The sequence below is a fragment of the Pirellulales bacterium genome (genome assembly GCA_035533075.1).
Taxonomy (GTDB): Bacteria; Planctomycetota; Planctomycetia; order Pirellulales; family JAICIG01; genus DASSFG01.
This window is the reverse complement of the sequence record DATLUO010000018.1, coordinates 49,782-64,868: the sequence shown is the minus strand read 5'-3', so window position 1 is coordinate 64,868 and position 15,087 is coordinate 49,782. Positions and strand designations below refer to the sequence as shown.

At 64.8% G+C, this 15,087-nt stretch carries 12 protein-coding genes; 5 read left to right on the top strand and 7 right to left on the bottom strand.

Annotation, left to right across the window (positions count from 1 at the left end):
* Positions 1-442: 442 nt before the first annotated feature.
* Positions 443-5,575: a DUF4214 domain-containing protein gene (locus VNH11_01860; GenBank protein ID HVA45106.1), complete on the top strand. Its 5,133-nt coding sequence runs from the start codon at positions 443-445 to the stop codon at positions 5,573-5,575.
* A 42-nt stretch (positions 5,576-5,617) separates the two neighbouring features.
* Here VNH11_01860 and VNH11_01855 read toward each other — a convergent pair whose 3' ends face one another.
* The gene (locus VNH11_01855) at positions 5,618-7,108 is read right to left on the bottom strand and encodes a prenyltransferase/squalene oxidase repeat-containing protein (protein HVA45105.1); all 1,491 of its coding nucleotides are present in this window, start codon (positions 7,106-7,108) and stop codon (positions 5,618-5,620) included.
* Positions 7,109-7,632: 524 nt separating this feature from the next.
* Between VNH11_01855 and VNH11_01850 the strand changes: the two genes are divergently transcribed.
* The 3 genes from VNH11_01850 (at position 7,633) to VNH11_01840 (ending at position 9,422) form a co-directional block, all read left to right on the top strand.
* Positions 7,633-7,863, top strand: coding sequence for a hypothetical protein (locus tag VNH11_01850; protein ID HVA45104.1), 231 nt, complete (start codon positions 7,633-7,635; stop codon positions 7,861-7,863).
* A gap of 99 nt (positions 7,864-7,962) precedes the next feature.
* Positions 7,963-8,565 carry a DUF3467 domain-containing protein gene (locus tag VNH11_01845; protein HVA45103.1) on the top strand — a complete coding sequence of 201 codons (603 nt, stop codon included), beginning with the start codon at positions 7,963-7,965 and terminating at the stop codon, positions 8,563-8,565.
* Between the two features lie 140 nt (positions 8,566-8,705).
* On the top strand, positions 8,706-9,422 hold the full coding sequence (locus VNH11_01840) for a (Fe-S)-binding protein (protein HVA45102.1): 717 nt from the start codon (positions 8,706-8,708) through the stop codon (positions 9,420-9,422).
* Positions 9,423-9,434: 12 nt separating this feature from the next.
* Here the strand turns inward: VNH11_01840 and VNH11_01835 are convergent, their stop codons facing one another.
* The 6 genes from VNH11_01835 to VNH11_01810 form a co-directional block, all read right to left on the bottom strand.
* Positions 9,435-9,695 carry a hypothetical protein gene (locus VNH11_01835; GenBank protein ID HVA45101.1) on the bottom strand — a complete coding sequence of 87 codons (261 nt, stop codon included), beginning with the start codon at positions 9,693-9,695 and terminating at the stop codon, positions 9,435-9,437.
* Positions 9,696-9,738: 43 nt separating this feature from the next.
* Entirely contained in the window at positions 9,739-10,752 is a 1,014-nt protein-coding gene (locus tag VNH11_01830) for an NAD-dependent epimerase/dehydratase family protein (GenBank protein ID HVA45100.1), read from the bottom strand.
* Positions 10,753-10,774: 22 nt separating this feature from the next.
* The gene (locus tag VNH11_01825; GenBank protein ID HVA45099.1) at positions 10,775-12,337 is read right to left on the bottom strand and encodes a PfkB family carbohydrate kinase; all 1,563 of its coding nucleotides are present in this window, start codon (positions 12,335-12,337) and stop codon (positions 10,775-10,777) included.
* Positions 12,338-12,562: 225 nt separating this feature from the next.
* Positions 12,563-12,778 carry a hypothetical protein gene (locus VNH11_01820; protein HVA45098.1) on the bottom strand — a complete coding sequence of 72 codons (216 nt, stop codon included), beginning with the start codon at positions 12,776-12,778 and terminating at the stop codon, positions 12,563-12,565.
* Positions 12,779-12,790: 12 nt separating this feature from the next.
* Positions 12,791-13,354, bottom strand: coding sequence for a hypothetical protein (locus VNH11_01815; GenBank protein HVA45097.1), 564 nt, complete (start codon positions 13,352-13,354; stop codon positions 12,791-12,793).
* A gap of 99 nt (positions 13,355-13,453) precedes the next feature.
* Positions 13,454-14,494: a zinc-binding dehydrogenase gene (locus tag VNH11_01810; GenBank protein HVA45096.1), complete on the bottom strand. Its 1,041-nt coding sequence runs from the start codon at positions 14,492-14,494 to the stop codon at positions 13,454-13,456.
* 263 nt (positions 14,495-14,757) lie between these two features.
* Between VNH11_01810 and VNH11_01805 the strand changes: the two genes are divergently transcribed.
* Positions 14,758-15,087, top strand: a complete 330-nt coding sequence (locus tag VNH11_01805; protein ID HVA45095.1) for a hypothetical protein — start codon at positions 14,758-14,760, stop codon at positions 15,085-15,087.

Sequence of the window (15,087 nt, the reverse complement as noted above, 5' to 3'; positions counted from 1 at the left end):
GCACTGGCCATGGGGACAACGGCGTTATCGGGCGCTCGCGTCGGACTCGACCGCGTCAGGGCCTCGAGCCTCCAGTTCCGATTCTAATCCAGTGATTCCACAACGGGCCAGCACGCCCAGCAAGATACTGCCGAGTTGCTGCGGCCCCTTCCGCCGGCTGCGGCGGCACTTTTCGTAGCGTGCCGCCAGCGGCGCCGCCTCGGCCGCTTGTTCGTGTTTGGGGATCTGCTCGGCTTGCCGCCGTAATAGTGGTTGCAGTTGATCAAGTTATCGGCCAAACGCAACCACGCCGCCCGCGTGCCCTCGCCGTGGCGACACTTGCTTGTGCGGTGGGGCTAATTATGCTGGAACATCGCAAACTCTTCTCAGTTTTACTAGACGCCCCAGCCCGCGCCGAACTCCAGATACTCGACGCTGCCGAGACAACCGAGAGACCGCCACTATGTTTCTGCCCAATTGGCACAAGCGCCTGAGCTTGTCGCACACGAACCGAAATCAAAGACGCCGCCGCAAGCACCAGCCACGGCTCGAATCGTTGGAACCGCGGACGCTGCTCTCGGTAAATCCCACCGGCGAGACGATCGCGCCCACCGAAGTATTCGACTTCACGACCACGGTGGCTGAGTTCACGGCTTCGGATGCCGGCCCGTTCACCGCCACCATTGATTGGGGCGACGGAAACGGCCCGACTACCGGCACGGTCAGCGCCGCTGGTGGCGGCGTGTTCGACGTCAACGGATCCCACAGTTACGCCGAGGACGGCCCGTATACGCTCACGATCACCATCGCGGACGCCGCCGATTTGACGACGGCCACGGTCCAAAGCACCGCCCAGGTCGCCGAAGCGACCACCGGCGAGGCCCCCTTTGCCGTCACCGCCGGTGGCTCGATCAGCGCTGCCGAAGGTCAGGTCCTCACAGGCGTCCAATTGGCCACGTTCCAGGATTTCGAGACCTCGGACCCCGGCCAGTTCACCGCGTCGATCGACTGGGGCGACGGCGTGACGACGCCGGGCAGTATTTCCACCCTGGCCGACTTTCCGGGCAGTTTTATTGTCACCGGCGACCACACCTACGCCGACGAGTTGAGCGGCAACTACACCGTCACGATCCAGGAGCCCAGCGCGAATTTCACCGCCACGCCGGTCAGCAATTCGGTGAGCGTCGCCGAGCGAGACACCTTGACGCCCTCCTCAGTCACCACAGGCACCATCCGTGAAAACGAGCTCGTCGGCGGAACCGCGGCGGTGTTCGGCGACCTGGGCTATCCCGGAAACAATCCGGCCGACTTCACGGGCACGTTCGACTGGGGCGACGGCACCACCTACACCACAGGTGCCGGCAATGCCACGGTCACCAGCGACGGCGCGGGGCATTTCACGCTCTCCGTGTCAGCCCATTCCTACGCCGATGAAGGCGTTTACACGGTCGTGGCCACGCTGACCGACAACGCCCCCGGCACCGCCAGCGATGCGCAAACCGGCACGCTCACGGTCGCCGAGGCGGATGCGTTCGCCCCCTCGGCCACGCCCGTCACGTTCACCGGCACGGAAGGGACGGCCGCGAGCGGCAGCGTGGCGGTGTTTGCCGACGCTGGCTACCCGACCAATGACGCGGCCGACATGACCGCGACCATCGACTGGGGCGACGGAAGCATCGGCGCGGGTTCTGTTTCGACCGCGGGCGACGGCAACTTCACGGTGAGCGGCAACCACACCTACGCCGAAGACGGCGCCTACACCATCACCGCTAGTATCGCCGAGGACGCGCCCGGCACCGCCAACGCCACGACCACGGCCACGGCAAACATCGCCGAGGCCGACCTTTCGCTGACCCCCGCCGCGGCCTTCGCGGCGACCGAAGGCAGTTCGGCGACGGCCATTGTGGCTTTCGTTAACGATAGTGGCACCACCGATTCAGCCGGCGCCTATTCCAGCACGATCAACTGGGGCGACGGTACGGCGAGTGCCGGTACGGTGAGCGGGTCGGAATCGCCCTTCACGGTCACCGGCCACCACACCTACGTGGACGAGGGCAGCTTCACCATTACGGTGACGACGACCGAAACCAGCGCGGTTCCGGCGGCCACCGCCACCACCACCCTCGTCGAAGTGGTCGCCGAGGGCGATTCCGGCAGTCTCATTGCGGCGACGATTACGCCCACCGAAGGCGGTTCGTTCAACGGTGCCGTCGCCAGTTTCACCGATACCGGCAATCCGCTGCAAATCGCCGGCGACTTCACTGCTTCGGTCGATTGGGGCGACGGCACCGCGACCGCCGGCACAGTTACGGGCCCGACGGGCGGCCCGTTTACGATCAGCGGCGGACACACCTACGCCGACGAAGGCACCTACACCGTGCTGGCCTCGTTCAGCGATGACCCGCCGAGCACATTGACCGACGTTGCGATCACCAGCACGGCTATCGTCGCCGAGGCCGATGCCTTCACACCCTCGGCCACGCCGGTCACGTTCACCGGCACGGAAGGGACGGCCGCGAGCGGCACCGTGGCGGTGTTTGCCGACTCCGGCTACCCGAACAATGACGCGGCCGACATGACCGCGACGATCGACTGGGGCGACGGAAGCATCGGCACCGGTTCCGTCTCGACCGCGGGCGACGGCAACTTCACCGTCAGCAGCAGCCATATCTATGCCGACGAGGGATCCTTCCCCATAACGGTGACGCTGATCGACGACGCGCCCGGCACGGCGACCGCGACGGCCACAGCGACCGCCGTCGTGGCGGAGGGCGACACGCTGGTTCCCGGCGCGGCCACCCTCAGCGCGACCGAAGGCAAGACGTTCACCGGCAGCGTGGCCTCCTTCTCCGACACGACCTACACCGACAACCCACCGACCGACTTCACCGCCACCATCGACTGGGGCGACGGCACGACAACAACGGGCACCATCGCCGGTGTCGCCGGTCCAGGAGGCTCGGCCAGTCTGGTGGTCAGCGGCGATCACCTCTATGCCGATGAAGGTGGCTACTCGCTCACCGTCATCTTGACCGACGGCGCACCGGGCACCGCCGCGGCCACGGCCACCGGCACCGCCAGCGTCGCCGACAACGACACCCTGGCGCCCGGACCCAACATCACGGCCAGCAGCACCGAAGGCGCCACGTTCACCGGCGCCTTGGCCACGTTCACCGATGCGACGTATGCCGGCAACGTGCCCGGCGATTTCACGGCCTCGATCGATTGGGGCGACGGAAGCACCGGCACCGGTTCCGTCTCGACCGCGGGCGACGGCAACATCACCGTCAGTGGCAGCCATGTTTATGCCGAGGAAGGGAGTCCGACCGCGACGATCGTCTTGGCCGACGACGCGCCCGGCACGGCGACCGGCACCGCGACCGCGACCATCAACGTTGCCGACGCGCCCCTCAGCGCCGCCGCGACAACGCTCACGCCCACCGAAGGCGCCTCGTTTACCGCCGTGGTGGCCACCTTCACCGACGCCGATCCCGGCGCCACCGTCGCCGACTACAAAGTCACGATCGATTGGAACGACGGCACGCGCAGCGTCGGCTCGGTGGCGGCCAATGGCGGCGGTGTCTTTCAGGTTACCGGCACGCACACTTTTGCGGAAGAAGGAACCAACGCCGTCACCGTGACCATCTCCGACGTCGGCGGCAGCACCGCCACGGCCAACAGCACGGCGATCATCAGCGACGCGCCGCTCGCGGCCGCCGGCGTAGCGGTGACTCCCACCGAGGGCATTGCCTTCACGGGCGTCGTGGCGACGTTCACCGATGCCGATCCCGGCGGCGCGGTCAGCGACTATGCCACCCAAATCGTCTGGGGAGACGGCACGACGACCACTGGCACCGTCGCGGCCAACGTCAGCGGCGGCTTCGACGTCGGCGGCACGCACACGTATGCCGAGGAAGGGACGTACAACATTACGGTCGCCATGCTCGATCGAGGCGGCAGCAAGGCCACCGCCAATAGCATCGCGCTGGTCACGGATGCACCGCTCACGGCGACGGCCGCCACCATCACGGCCACGGAAGGCGCCTCGTTCACCGTCGCGGTGGCCAGCTTTACCGATGCCGATCCGGCCGGGGTTGCCGGCGACTACACGGCGACCATCGACTGGGGCGACGGCACAACCTCCGCCGGAAGCATCGCGGCCAACGGCGGCGGCTTCCAAGTCAAGGCCACGCACACCTACCTGGAGGAAGGCGTCGATTCGCCGCGCGTCATCATTCGCGACGCGGGCGGCAGCACCGCCACCGTCCAGGGCGCCGCGCACGTCGCCGACGCTCCGCTGACGGCCGCCGGTGTCACCCTGACGCCCACCGAGCTGACCGCCTTCACGGGCACCGTCGCCACCTTCACCGACGCCGATCCGAACGGCACGCTGAGCGATTACGCCGCGACCGTCGACTGGGGCGACGGCACTTCGAGCGCAGGCGCCGTGGCCGCGACGAGCGGCGGCTTCATGGTCAATGGCTCGCACACCTACGCACAGGAAGGCACGTTTACGGTCACCGTGACGGTGGCCGATGTCGGTGGCAGCTCGGCCACGGCCACAAGCGCGGCCGACGTTGCTCCGGCCGCGATTTCGGGCACCGCCGTCCCCATCAGCGGCTTCGAACGCACGCCTTTGGTCAACGTGCCCGTGGCTACTTTCTTGCACGCCAACGGCGGCGAAACGGTCGGAAACTTCAACGTCACGATCGACTGGGGCGACGGCACCAGCTCCACCGGCACGGTCTCGGAATCGGGCACCACCTACACCGTCACGGGCACGCACAACTATCTCGACGAGGGAACGTTCGCCGTCACGGTCCGCATCAGCGATGGATCTACCTCGGCCACGATCACCACGGCCGCGGCGATCTTGGAGGAGCTGCTGCCCGATGGCACCGTGGGAACGTTGAATCAGCGATTTGTCCAAGAGATTTATCGCGATCTGCTGCACCGCGCGGTCGATCCGTCGGCGCTGGCCTATTGGACGCCGATGCTGGACCAAGGCGTGTCGCGGCAACAGGTGGCCCAGGAGATCGTGGCCGCGGCCATGCCGGGCGAATTGGGCGCCGACCTGGTGACGGGCATCTTCGAGAAATTCCTGGGCCGCGCTCCCGATCCGTCGGGCATGGCGTTCTGGATCACCATCGTCAGCCAACGCGAGACGTTGGAAGACACAGAGGCCAACGTCGTCGGCACGCCGGAGTTCTTCTACCTTGCCGGAAGCACCGACGCCGGCTTTATCACGCGCCTGTTCCGCTTGGGTCTGGGCCGCAACCCCGAACCTTCGGCAGTCAGCTACTTCGAAACGCTGCTGGCCAATGGCATCACGCGCGAGCAGGTGGCCGAGATCATTTTCAACAGCCTGGAGTACCACGAGCTGGAAGTGAGCGGCTATTATCAATCGCCGGTCGACCTCAACGACCGCTCGACGGGCATCGTGCCGTTCATCGACGACCTCGACTTCCTGGACCGTCCGGTCGATCCGGGCGGTCTGGCGATGTTCTCCATCGAGCTGCAGCGGGACACCACCGACCAGCAGGTCTGGGCCCAGTTGCTGGCCTCCGACGAGTTCTTTGCCAAGATTGCCCAGTAAGTGCGGAGCGTGCGCCAGGTAGGGTGGGACCACGCCTGGTGCTTACCGCTTCACGCCGTAGATCGGCAAATGGCGGTAATAGACTTCCAGCATGTAGACCGAGAGGCAGGTCGTGTACAGGCGGCCGCCCTGGCCCAGGTTCGGCCAGCGGTCGGGATGCTCGCCCAGCGGATCCCAGCTCCCTTTTTCCAGGCCGGTCTGTTCCTGGTGGCTGACCAGCATGTCGCGCAGCGCGCCGTTCCAGGCCGTCCAATACTTGCCCTCCATGTGGTGCATCACCTGCGTGCCGTAATACCAATAGTAGACGTCTCGGTCTTCATAGCGGGGAAGATTTTGCGAGAGCAGCTCCACGCCATGAATCAGCCGCGGGTCGTCGCGCCGCCATCCCAGGTACTGCCGGCAGAGCAGCGCTTCGGCGGTCATCGTCAGCGTCGGGTCCATGTCGACCTGGTAGCCGTAGCGGCTGCCGTCGGGCGTCACCTTGTCGAGATACCCGCCGATCTTTTCCAACACGGGGCTCGGCACGTCGAGGCCGGCCATGCGGGCGCTTTGCAGGGCCATCACAATCCAGCCCGTCACAGAGGTGTCGCTGTCGCTGCGCGGCATATAACGCCACCCGCCCAGCTCAGGCTCCTGCGTGTCGATGCAATACTTGATCGCCAGCTCGGCGGGCCGCTTCAACTCGGGGTCTTTGGTCATGCCATACAGCTCGCAGAGCGCGATCGTGCATTGGCCGTGCGCATAGAACCAGTGATTGCTGGCGCCGCCCTCCTGAAAGAAATTGCCGTCGCTCCCCTGGTGATACAAGAGCCACTTCCGACCGTCGGCCACCTGCTTTTTGTATTCGCCCTTGAGGTGCGTATGTCCGGCGCCTTGAAAGGCCAACAGCGCCATGGCCGTGGCCGATTCAGGCACGTCGCGCCCGCCGACCGCGCCCGAACGATAAGGCCCCTTGAGGCTCCACGAGCCGTCTTTGCGTTGTTGCAGCTTCAACCAGGCCAGCGCCCGCCCCACCGCCGCCTCGGTATCGGGGTTGCCGCCGTATTTACCCAGCAAGGTGGCCTTGGTCCCCGGTTCGCGGCCCGCCAGCGCCAGCGAAATGTGCGGCTTGTCGAGCGGAATCGCGCTCGGCTCGGAAGTCTCCAGGGCCAGGGTCGGCAGCGAAGGGTCGGGCGCAAACGGATCTTCGACCTTTTCCAAATTGTCCGGCGTCAGCAGCGCCTCGTCGGGCTGAGCCTGGCCGATGCTGTCCAACGACGTCACGTCGAGAAGCTGTTCGCCCGCGTCCTCGGCATAGACGTCCAGCACGACGCCCGAAAACTTGCGTTGCCCCGAGATGTACCACAAGCCGAGCACCACCACGAGCGTCAGATGTACGAGGCAACTGATGAGCCACGGCGGAGCATTGCGGGCCACAACTTTGAATTGCTCGTCCTCTTCCCTCTCCTCGTGGCGGAGACGAATCTTCGTCGGATCGGTGGTGCCGGCCGCAGGCAGCGGAATCGGTCGCGGCAAATTCGCGGAGAGCGGCATGGGACGCGCCACCGGGACCGCTTGCGGCGCAATGACGGGCCGGGGGGCCACGGCCGGCTGCGGCGCGGCCGCCGGGCGAGCTGCCGGCTGCGGCGCCACGCCTTGAGGGACGGGTTGCGGCGAAACCGGTGGAGGGGCGGGCGCGTGCGATGCCGGCGGTTGGGGCGTGCCCGGTTTTGCCAAGGGTAGGGGTCGCAACGGGGCCGGAGCGCCTTGGCCATTGGATGCGGGTCCGCCCGCCGGAACCGGCGCGGGACCGCTCCATCGCGGTGGATCCGAGGGCGCCATCGAACGTTGTTTCTCCGGCTGCGGGAACCGGCCGGCCGGCGGCAAAAGACTTCGCGCGGCCGTTCCGGACAGGGATGAACGTGTACACTCAGCGGGCTTTCCGTCGAATGCGACGCTGGCGCTTTGAGTCTAGCTTCTCCGGCCCGCAGCGCCAAGCATATAAAAGTTCCGAACCGGCTAGCGTTGGCGGCCCGGCGCGGTAGAATTGCCTGCGCCCCATCGAAAGGACCTTTTTCATGCAACCCAACGCACTCGTCGAAGTCTGGCAAAAGGGCGAAGAGGAGATCGGCCAGATTCAGTTCGGCATCGACCAGGCCCAGTGGCAGTGCCATGCCTGGATGCTGGCCCCGACCAACGCCGCGGCCGAACTGGAACGCATCGCCGCCACCATTTCGCAGCAACTGGCCGAAGGCCGCGAGCAGGGCGCCGTCGGCGAATTCACCTGGCAGCACGTGCTCTCGGCGTAGCGGCCGCCTTGCCGGGCATGTACTCGCCGCACCGCGCTGCTATCATGGAGCGCAGCGGTAACCTTGCGCTCGCTTCAACCTTTCAGCCGTATCCTTAGCATGAGCACGTCCGACGAACACGCTCCCGACGAACCGAATCCCCCCAAGCCGCCCGGCGCCGTCAACGAACAGGTGCAGCATTCGTCGGTCAGCGCGCGCGTGCCCGGCAACGTGGGCCGCGGCGTGTTCTCGACCGGCGCGGTGGTGTTCGACGGCGCGCACGAGTTCGTGATCGACTTTCTGGTGCGGCTCGGCTCGCCGCACCAGGTGGCCGCGCGGGTGGTGCTGCCGCACGTGGTGTTCTCGCAATATATCGCAGCGCTGCGCGACAACGTGCGCAAATACGAGCAGCGTTTCGGCCCGCCGCCCGCCTTGCCGGCGCCGCCGCCCAACCAGCCGCGTGCCAGCATCTCCGACCTCTACGACCAGCTCAAGCTGCCCGACGAGGTGCTCAGCGGCGTCTATTCCAACGCGGTGATGATCGGGCATACGCCGTCGGAGTTCTGGTTCGATTTCATCACCACGTTCTACCCGCGTTCGGCGGTCTCGTGTCGGGTGTTCATGTCGGCGCAGCAGATTCCCGGCCTGCTCGACACCTTGAACTCGGCCTACCAGCGGCATCGCCAACGGCCCGAAGGACCGCCTCCGCAGCCGACGGGATAGGGTTCAGGGTTCAGGGTTCAGGAAACAAAGGAAACAATAGTCGGTAGTCAGAAAAGACCACCGGGAAGCTGACGCATCCCGCTCGCTATCCCTCATCCCTCATCCCTGACTGAACCCTGAACCCTGAACCCTTCCATGGCATGCAACTATCGTTGATGGTCACCTGCCTGGGCGACGTGCTGCGGCCGCAGGCGGCCAAGGCCACCGTCGGCCTGCTGCGCCGGCTGGGGCACGAGATCGACTTTCCCGCACAACAGACCTGCTGCGGCCAACCGTTTTACAACAGCGGCTTTGCCGACTACGCCCGGCGGCAGGCGAAACACACCATCGCGGCATTTGCCGGCGAACGCACGGTGGTGGTTCCATCGGGCTCGTGCGCGGCGATGGTCAAGGTGGAGTATCCGCACCTGCTTGCGGCGGAGGCCGATTGGCACGAGCGTGCCCGCGAGCTTGCCGCCCGCACCTTCGAGTTGAGCGACTTTCTCGTCAATCGCCTGGGCGCCGTCGACGTCGGCGCCCGTTATCGCGGCAAGATCGCCTATCACTTTGCCTGCCATCTGCGCGGCCTGGCACTCAGCGACGAAGCCGAGCGGTTGCTGCGCCATGTGGAAGGCGCGGAGGTCATGCCGTTGCGGCATGCCGACCAGTGCTGCGGCTTCGGCGGCTCATTTTCGGTGCGCTATCCCGACATCTCCACCGCGATGGTCGACGACAAGCTGAAGTGCGTTTTGGAAACAGGGGCCGATTGCCTCGTCTCGACCGACGCCGGCTGCCTGATGAACATCGGCGGCCGCCTCCGCCGCCTGCAAACGCCGCTTGAGGTGCTGCACCTGGCGGAAATGCTGGAACGGAGATAGTAGCAGGCACACTCAGTCGGAAAAGTCCTGAAAGAGTTCGTCGATCGCGGACGCGTCGCGAATGGAGCCGTCGCTCTTGAAGATCTCGACTTGCAGCATGCCATTCGAATAACAATCAATCTCCCAACGTTGTCCGGGAACGGCGACCTCGACCGTGATCGCGTCTTCTTGATTGCGGGCCAGTGTGAAGTGGATCTTGGCGGCTTCCAAACGGCCGAGTAGCTCTAATACACCCTTCAACTCGTTCTCGTGGATGACGACGCTTTTGTTCATCTGTCGAACCTCTTGTCACCGAGAAGTTTCTTTATGGTTCTGATTACGCGGCACGGCGCCGATCGGCCAGAATCGCTTGCATTGTTTTGATGTTGAAGTATCGGCGGTCGGTCAGCGATTCGGGAGCTTTCCCCGCCTGAAAAGCGGCCAATAGGCCGCGCACGGCGTCGCCGACCGTGCGTCGCGGCGTCCAGCCCAGCTCGCGCTCGATTCTTTTGGACGAAATGTGATACGACCGCAGGTCGTCGGTGGGCGAGAAGACGATCCGCACGTCCTCGCCGACTTCGCCCTTGACCAGCTCGGCGATCTGGCGGATGGAAAGGTTCTGCCAGCCGGCGTTGTAGATTCGACCGTCGATTTTCTCGTCGGGCCATTGGAGGGCCGCCACGTAAAGATCGGTCATGTCGTCGATGTGCAGATTCGGCCGCCGTTGCGATCCGCCGAAGACGGTGATTTCGCGCTTGTGATACGCCAGGTTCGTGAGGATGTTCACCGACAAGTCGAGTCGCAGGCGCGGTGAATAGCCGCAGACGGTCGCGGGACGGATGATCAGCGCGGCGAAGCCCTGCCGGCGCTCGGCCGACAACACGTCTTCGCAAAGGGCCTTGTACTTCGAGTAGTCGGTCAACGGTTCCAGCGGCAGGTCTTCGGTGACGTCGTCTTCTTGCTTGATGCCGTAGACGCTGGAAGACGAGGCGTAGATGAACCGCCGCACGCCGCGACGCTTGGCCAACCGCACCAGCGGCAGAAAGGCGTCGTAGTTGATCGAGCGGCCCAAGTCTGGGTCGAGCTCGAAGCTGGGGTCGTTCGAGATGCAGGCCAGGTGAATCACGGCGTCGCAGCCGACCAGCGCCGCCTCGACCGTCGCCTGGTCGCGCAAGTCGCCCTTGATTTCCCTCAAGTGGACGTGTCCGCGGACGCCCGCCAGCGACTGCTCGCCGAAATAGTAGGCGTCGAGAACGCGGACCTTGTGTCCCGCGGCCAGCAGTTTCGGAACCAGCACCGAGCCGACGTATCCCGCGCCGCCGGTGACGAGCACAGACCATTGCACTGGCATCGAAATCCTTTCCCGACGCTCGTTACGCCACCAGTTTCAAGGAAGGCGCGAGCGAGGCGTCGTGCGTTTTCAAGAGGCACTCGATATGACGAAACAGGCCGGTCCGCTCGATGGCCCGCTGGTTGCCCATGATGGTCACGGCTTCGGCCCCGACCACATTGCCGATGAAGGCCACGATCTCGGCCGGCGCCTCGGCGGCGACGCACAGCGAAGTGAGCGAGAGCACCGCATCGCCGGCGCCGACGCGATCGACCACCTGCGTGGCGAAGGCCGGCACCTGGTCGAAGGTGTCCGGCGCCGTGAAGAACAAAGCGCCGTACTTTCCCTGCGTCATCATCACGCGGCGGCAAGCGAGCCGGTCGGCGACGTGTCGGAGCATGGCCTGCGGAGACAACCGCTGGTTGCGGGTCTCCAGGGCAAACTCGCGCTGCGCCAGGCATACATAGTCGGCCCGCGGATACTTCGAGATCATGTTGAAGCCGTGGTTGCCCGCGTTCGACTGCGTATTCACGCACAACCGCGGCGCCTGGCGCGACAGCAGCTCGATCGCCCGCGGCGTGAGCAGTCCGTGGCCGTAGTCCGCCACCACGACGAGGTCGTAACCGTGCAACCGCGACGCGAGCAGATCGCACAGTTGGGCATCGGCCCCGTCCGAGAGCGGCGTGTCGTTCATCGAATAGGCCTCGAACAGCTTTTGGCCGAGGTACTTTTCGACGTAGCGCGTTTTGACGATGGTGGGCGAATCGTCTTTGTAGACGACGAGCGGCGCGACGTTCGGCTTCAAGGAGCCGCGGACAAACAGTTCTTCGTCGCCCCCTTCGCCCAGAAACGTCAGCATATCGACGCTGCCGCAAAAGCCGGCCAGGTGGTTGGCACACGCCAGCACGCCGCCGGCATAGCGCTGGGCGTCGAGCAGCCGCGTGGCCAGCACCGGCTCTTTGCCCGACTTGCCCATCGCCTCGCAATAGATGTATTCGTCGAGGATCGTTTCGCCGATCACCAACACGTTGAGCGCCTCGGCCTCGCGCAGCGGTCGAAGCACTTCGTCGGCGGTATAGCGTCGGGCGAAGTCGTGGAGATACTGCCGCACCTGGTCGGGAAACTGCGACATATACTGGTTGATCAGCGCCGACGAGCTGAACGTCAGGTCGTCGGTGAAGGCCATTTCGCCGCCGATGGCCTGAATGGCTTCGCTTTCTTTCGAGACGTGCCCGATCGTGTCGTCCAGGTTGCGAAACTCGCTCCCCTTGGCGAACACGTGCGGTCCGAGCAGGCGGATGGTTTCGACGGCCGTCGGCCAGAGATTGATCGCCACGTAATCGACCGGCTCCAGCGCCGCGATGAACTCGGCCCGCAGCCCTTGGCCGAAGGCCGGGCGTCCCACCCCTTTGTTGACAAACTCGTCGGGCGTGAGCGTCACGACGAGAAGGTCGCCCAGCTTCTTGGCCTGCTGAAAGTGCCGCAGGTGGCCGACGTGCAGCAGGTCGAAAACCCCGTGGCAATGGACGATCCTCCGCCCGGCCGTGCGTTCGGCGGCCAGGGCCGTCGCCAGTTCTTCAAGGGGGACGATCTTGCGATGGCCCATGTTGAGGGAGGTCCGGGGCGTGCGAGGGTGGGAATGCCGCGAAATCGGGCAGGATGTAGCACTTTTCGCGGTCTGGCTCAAGGGCATTACGATATCATGATATAATCGACGCGCCGCCGGTCGAAGCGAAGGCCGCCGGAAAGTGATCGACCGCGGCGTGTAGCCCACGACCGTTACCGCGTCTCCGGGCAAGCCGGCGGCATCTATGGCCGCCCAAGACCCAGGCTAGGCGCGGTCGCCGCGGCCATTGACATTGGCAGACGTCACAGCGGCTGGGCGCTTGGCCCATGATTCCGGCTCGGCTTCGCCGCCGAATAGTTTGGTCAACTGCCCTTCCGAGTTAATCAGGCCGTCCGCCACCATTCGCGCAAAGTGCTCTTTCGGAGGCAGCTTTGTGGCCTCCAGGGCGGCCCGCATCTCTTCAATCGTGGGTTGGTTCATGACATCCCTCCTCTATAAGTTTAAGTTTGGGCGAAAGACGCCCAGAATGCAATCGACGTTCCGCACGGCAATCTGGATGTGCGTCTGGGCTGAAATCGTGGTGCCTGGAAACGCGGGCGGCCCTTCGAGAAAGGCCCCACGTACCGTATCGAAGGGCATGTGCCGCAGTCCCATGCGACGCACGCAGTCGTTAATTACCGCACAGTCCAACTCCCGCAGCTTATTGCCCTTGCCTCTGTTGGCAGGCAGCGTTTTGCCGGCGACCGCATAAGACTGCGCGAATTCTGGGTACGTGTCCGCGAGCAGCGCGGTGATTCTCTCATCGAGCAAGTCGAAGCAGGTGCCCAATTGAATGACGGCTCCAACGACGGCCGCGCGCTTGCGGAACCGTTCGGTCGCCCAGCGAAGTGCCCGCGTCGGAGAGTGCTCCCAAAAGTAAATCCCTTCGCCGAGCCAGTCGTACGCGTTCTCGCTCCTGTTCCACTGGCCGATCGGCAGCTTTTCCGTCAGCAGGTCATTGGCGAGGGTCCGCTTGCATCCATGGTAGCCGACAACAATCCGCGCGAACTTTTCCATGAGTCGAGAGCGATCGCTTGTAAGACTTGCCCGCCATGCGAGATCGAAACGCTTTGGCTGGAACCTTACCCAGCCATCACCTTGCTGTTGACGGACGGCTCATGCCGCCATCTTGATCAGTGCCCGGCTCACTCGCCCTTGCTCCATGTCCGACAGGGCCGCATTGATCTCTTCCAGTGGATACTCGTGCGTAATCAGCTCGGCCAACGGCAAGCGGCCTTCCACATACCACTGGGCGAACTGCGGGATGTCTTCGTCGGGCTGGGTCTCCCCGCCCCAGGTTCCCACAATCCGCTTGCCGCGGATCAAATCGAAGGGGTCGATGGAGATTTGCTCGCCGTGCGGGAGGTTGCCAGCCAATACGCACAGGCCGCCCTGATTTTTTACCGATCGAAACGCCGCCTCCATCGTTTCGCGGCGGCCGGCCGATTCGATGGCGTAATCGACGCCCTTTCCGCCCGTCAACTCAAGTAGGGCAGCGCGGGGTTCGCGCCGGAGCGCGTGTACGGTATGCGTCGCGCCCAGCCGCACCGCCTCAGCCAGTTTCGCCTCGACCACGTCGATGGCGATCAGCGGACTGGCGTCGAGCATTCGGGCGGCCATCACGGCGCAAAGGCCGATGCCGCCGACGCCAAACACGGCCACGCTGCTGCCGCGGCTGATCTTGGCCGCCTTGTGTACCATGCCGGCGCCGGTGGGCACCGCGCAGCCGAGCAACGCCGCCTCGCGCAAGGGGACGTTGTCGGCGATCGGCACGACGCGGTTTTCGCAGGTCACGCTGTGCCGCATGAACGTGCTCAGAGCGCCGGAATTGACCGCCGTCGGGCCGTCGTAGTACACCGTCGATGGGACGTCGGCGCCGCGTCCCTTGATCCAGGTGAGCACGACACGATCGCCGGGCCGGACCTTGCTTACGCCGTCGGCCACGGCCAGCACGGTGCCCGAACCTTCGTGGCCCAGCGTATGGGGCAGGAAGCGGTCGGGACCGCGACGGCCGCGAACTTCGTGCAACTGGCTGTGGCAGACGCCGCTATAGGCCACTTCCACCAGCATTTGCCCCGGCCTGAGTTCCGGCAGGGTCAGGGCGGCGTGCCGCAGGGGCTGGTTCAGCTCGACAAGCAGAGCGGCTTCGGTGCGCATGGTTGACTCCGGGATGAACCAGTAATCGTCGCCCGTGATCCCAACCGCCTTTTCATGGCGGGGCGCTTCGCTCGGAAAACTTCCGTCGTGGATCGCGAAACTGGTCGCCTAGCCTAAGGCAAGTGAGTGCCACGGGCAAGAGCGGAAGAGCGGAAGCGAACACCGAGACAAAGTCCCGCGGAAAAAGTATACTGCATTAAGCGACCCAAGCAACGCTGCAAGACGATCGGCCCGTGACAAATCCGTTGTGAAAAACATTTGCCATGAACGACCCATACGAAGGGCGGCCGGGAGAGGAGATTGACCCACAGACAATCAACGTCTATCGGGGTGGGCACGACCTGGATGCGAAGCCGAATGAATACAAGGTGGATCGGGCGAGCGGCTACCTCAAAAACACTCATGGCGTCTCTGTGGAAACCGATCAGGCGGCCCTCGCGAGATTCGGGGAAGTCAGGCGCATCAAGAGCATTCCACCGATGTTGACAATCGTCCAGCGAGGACAGCGTTTAACGCACTTCGAAATTGTACCGCGGCAGTCGCTTACCCCGTCGGAGTACCAGGCGGCCCTCGATCAAGTTGAACTGGAGTAA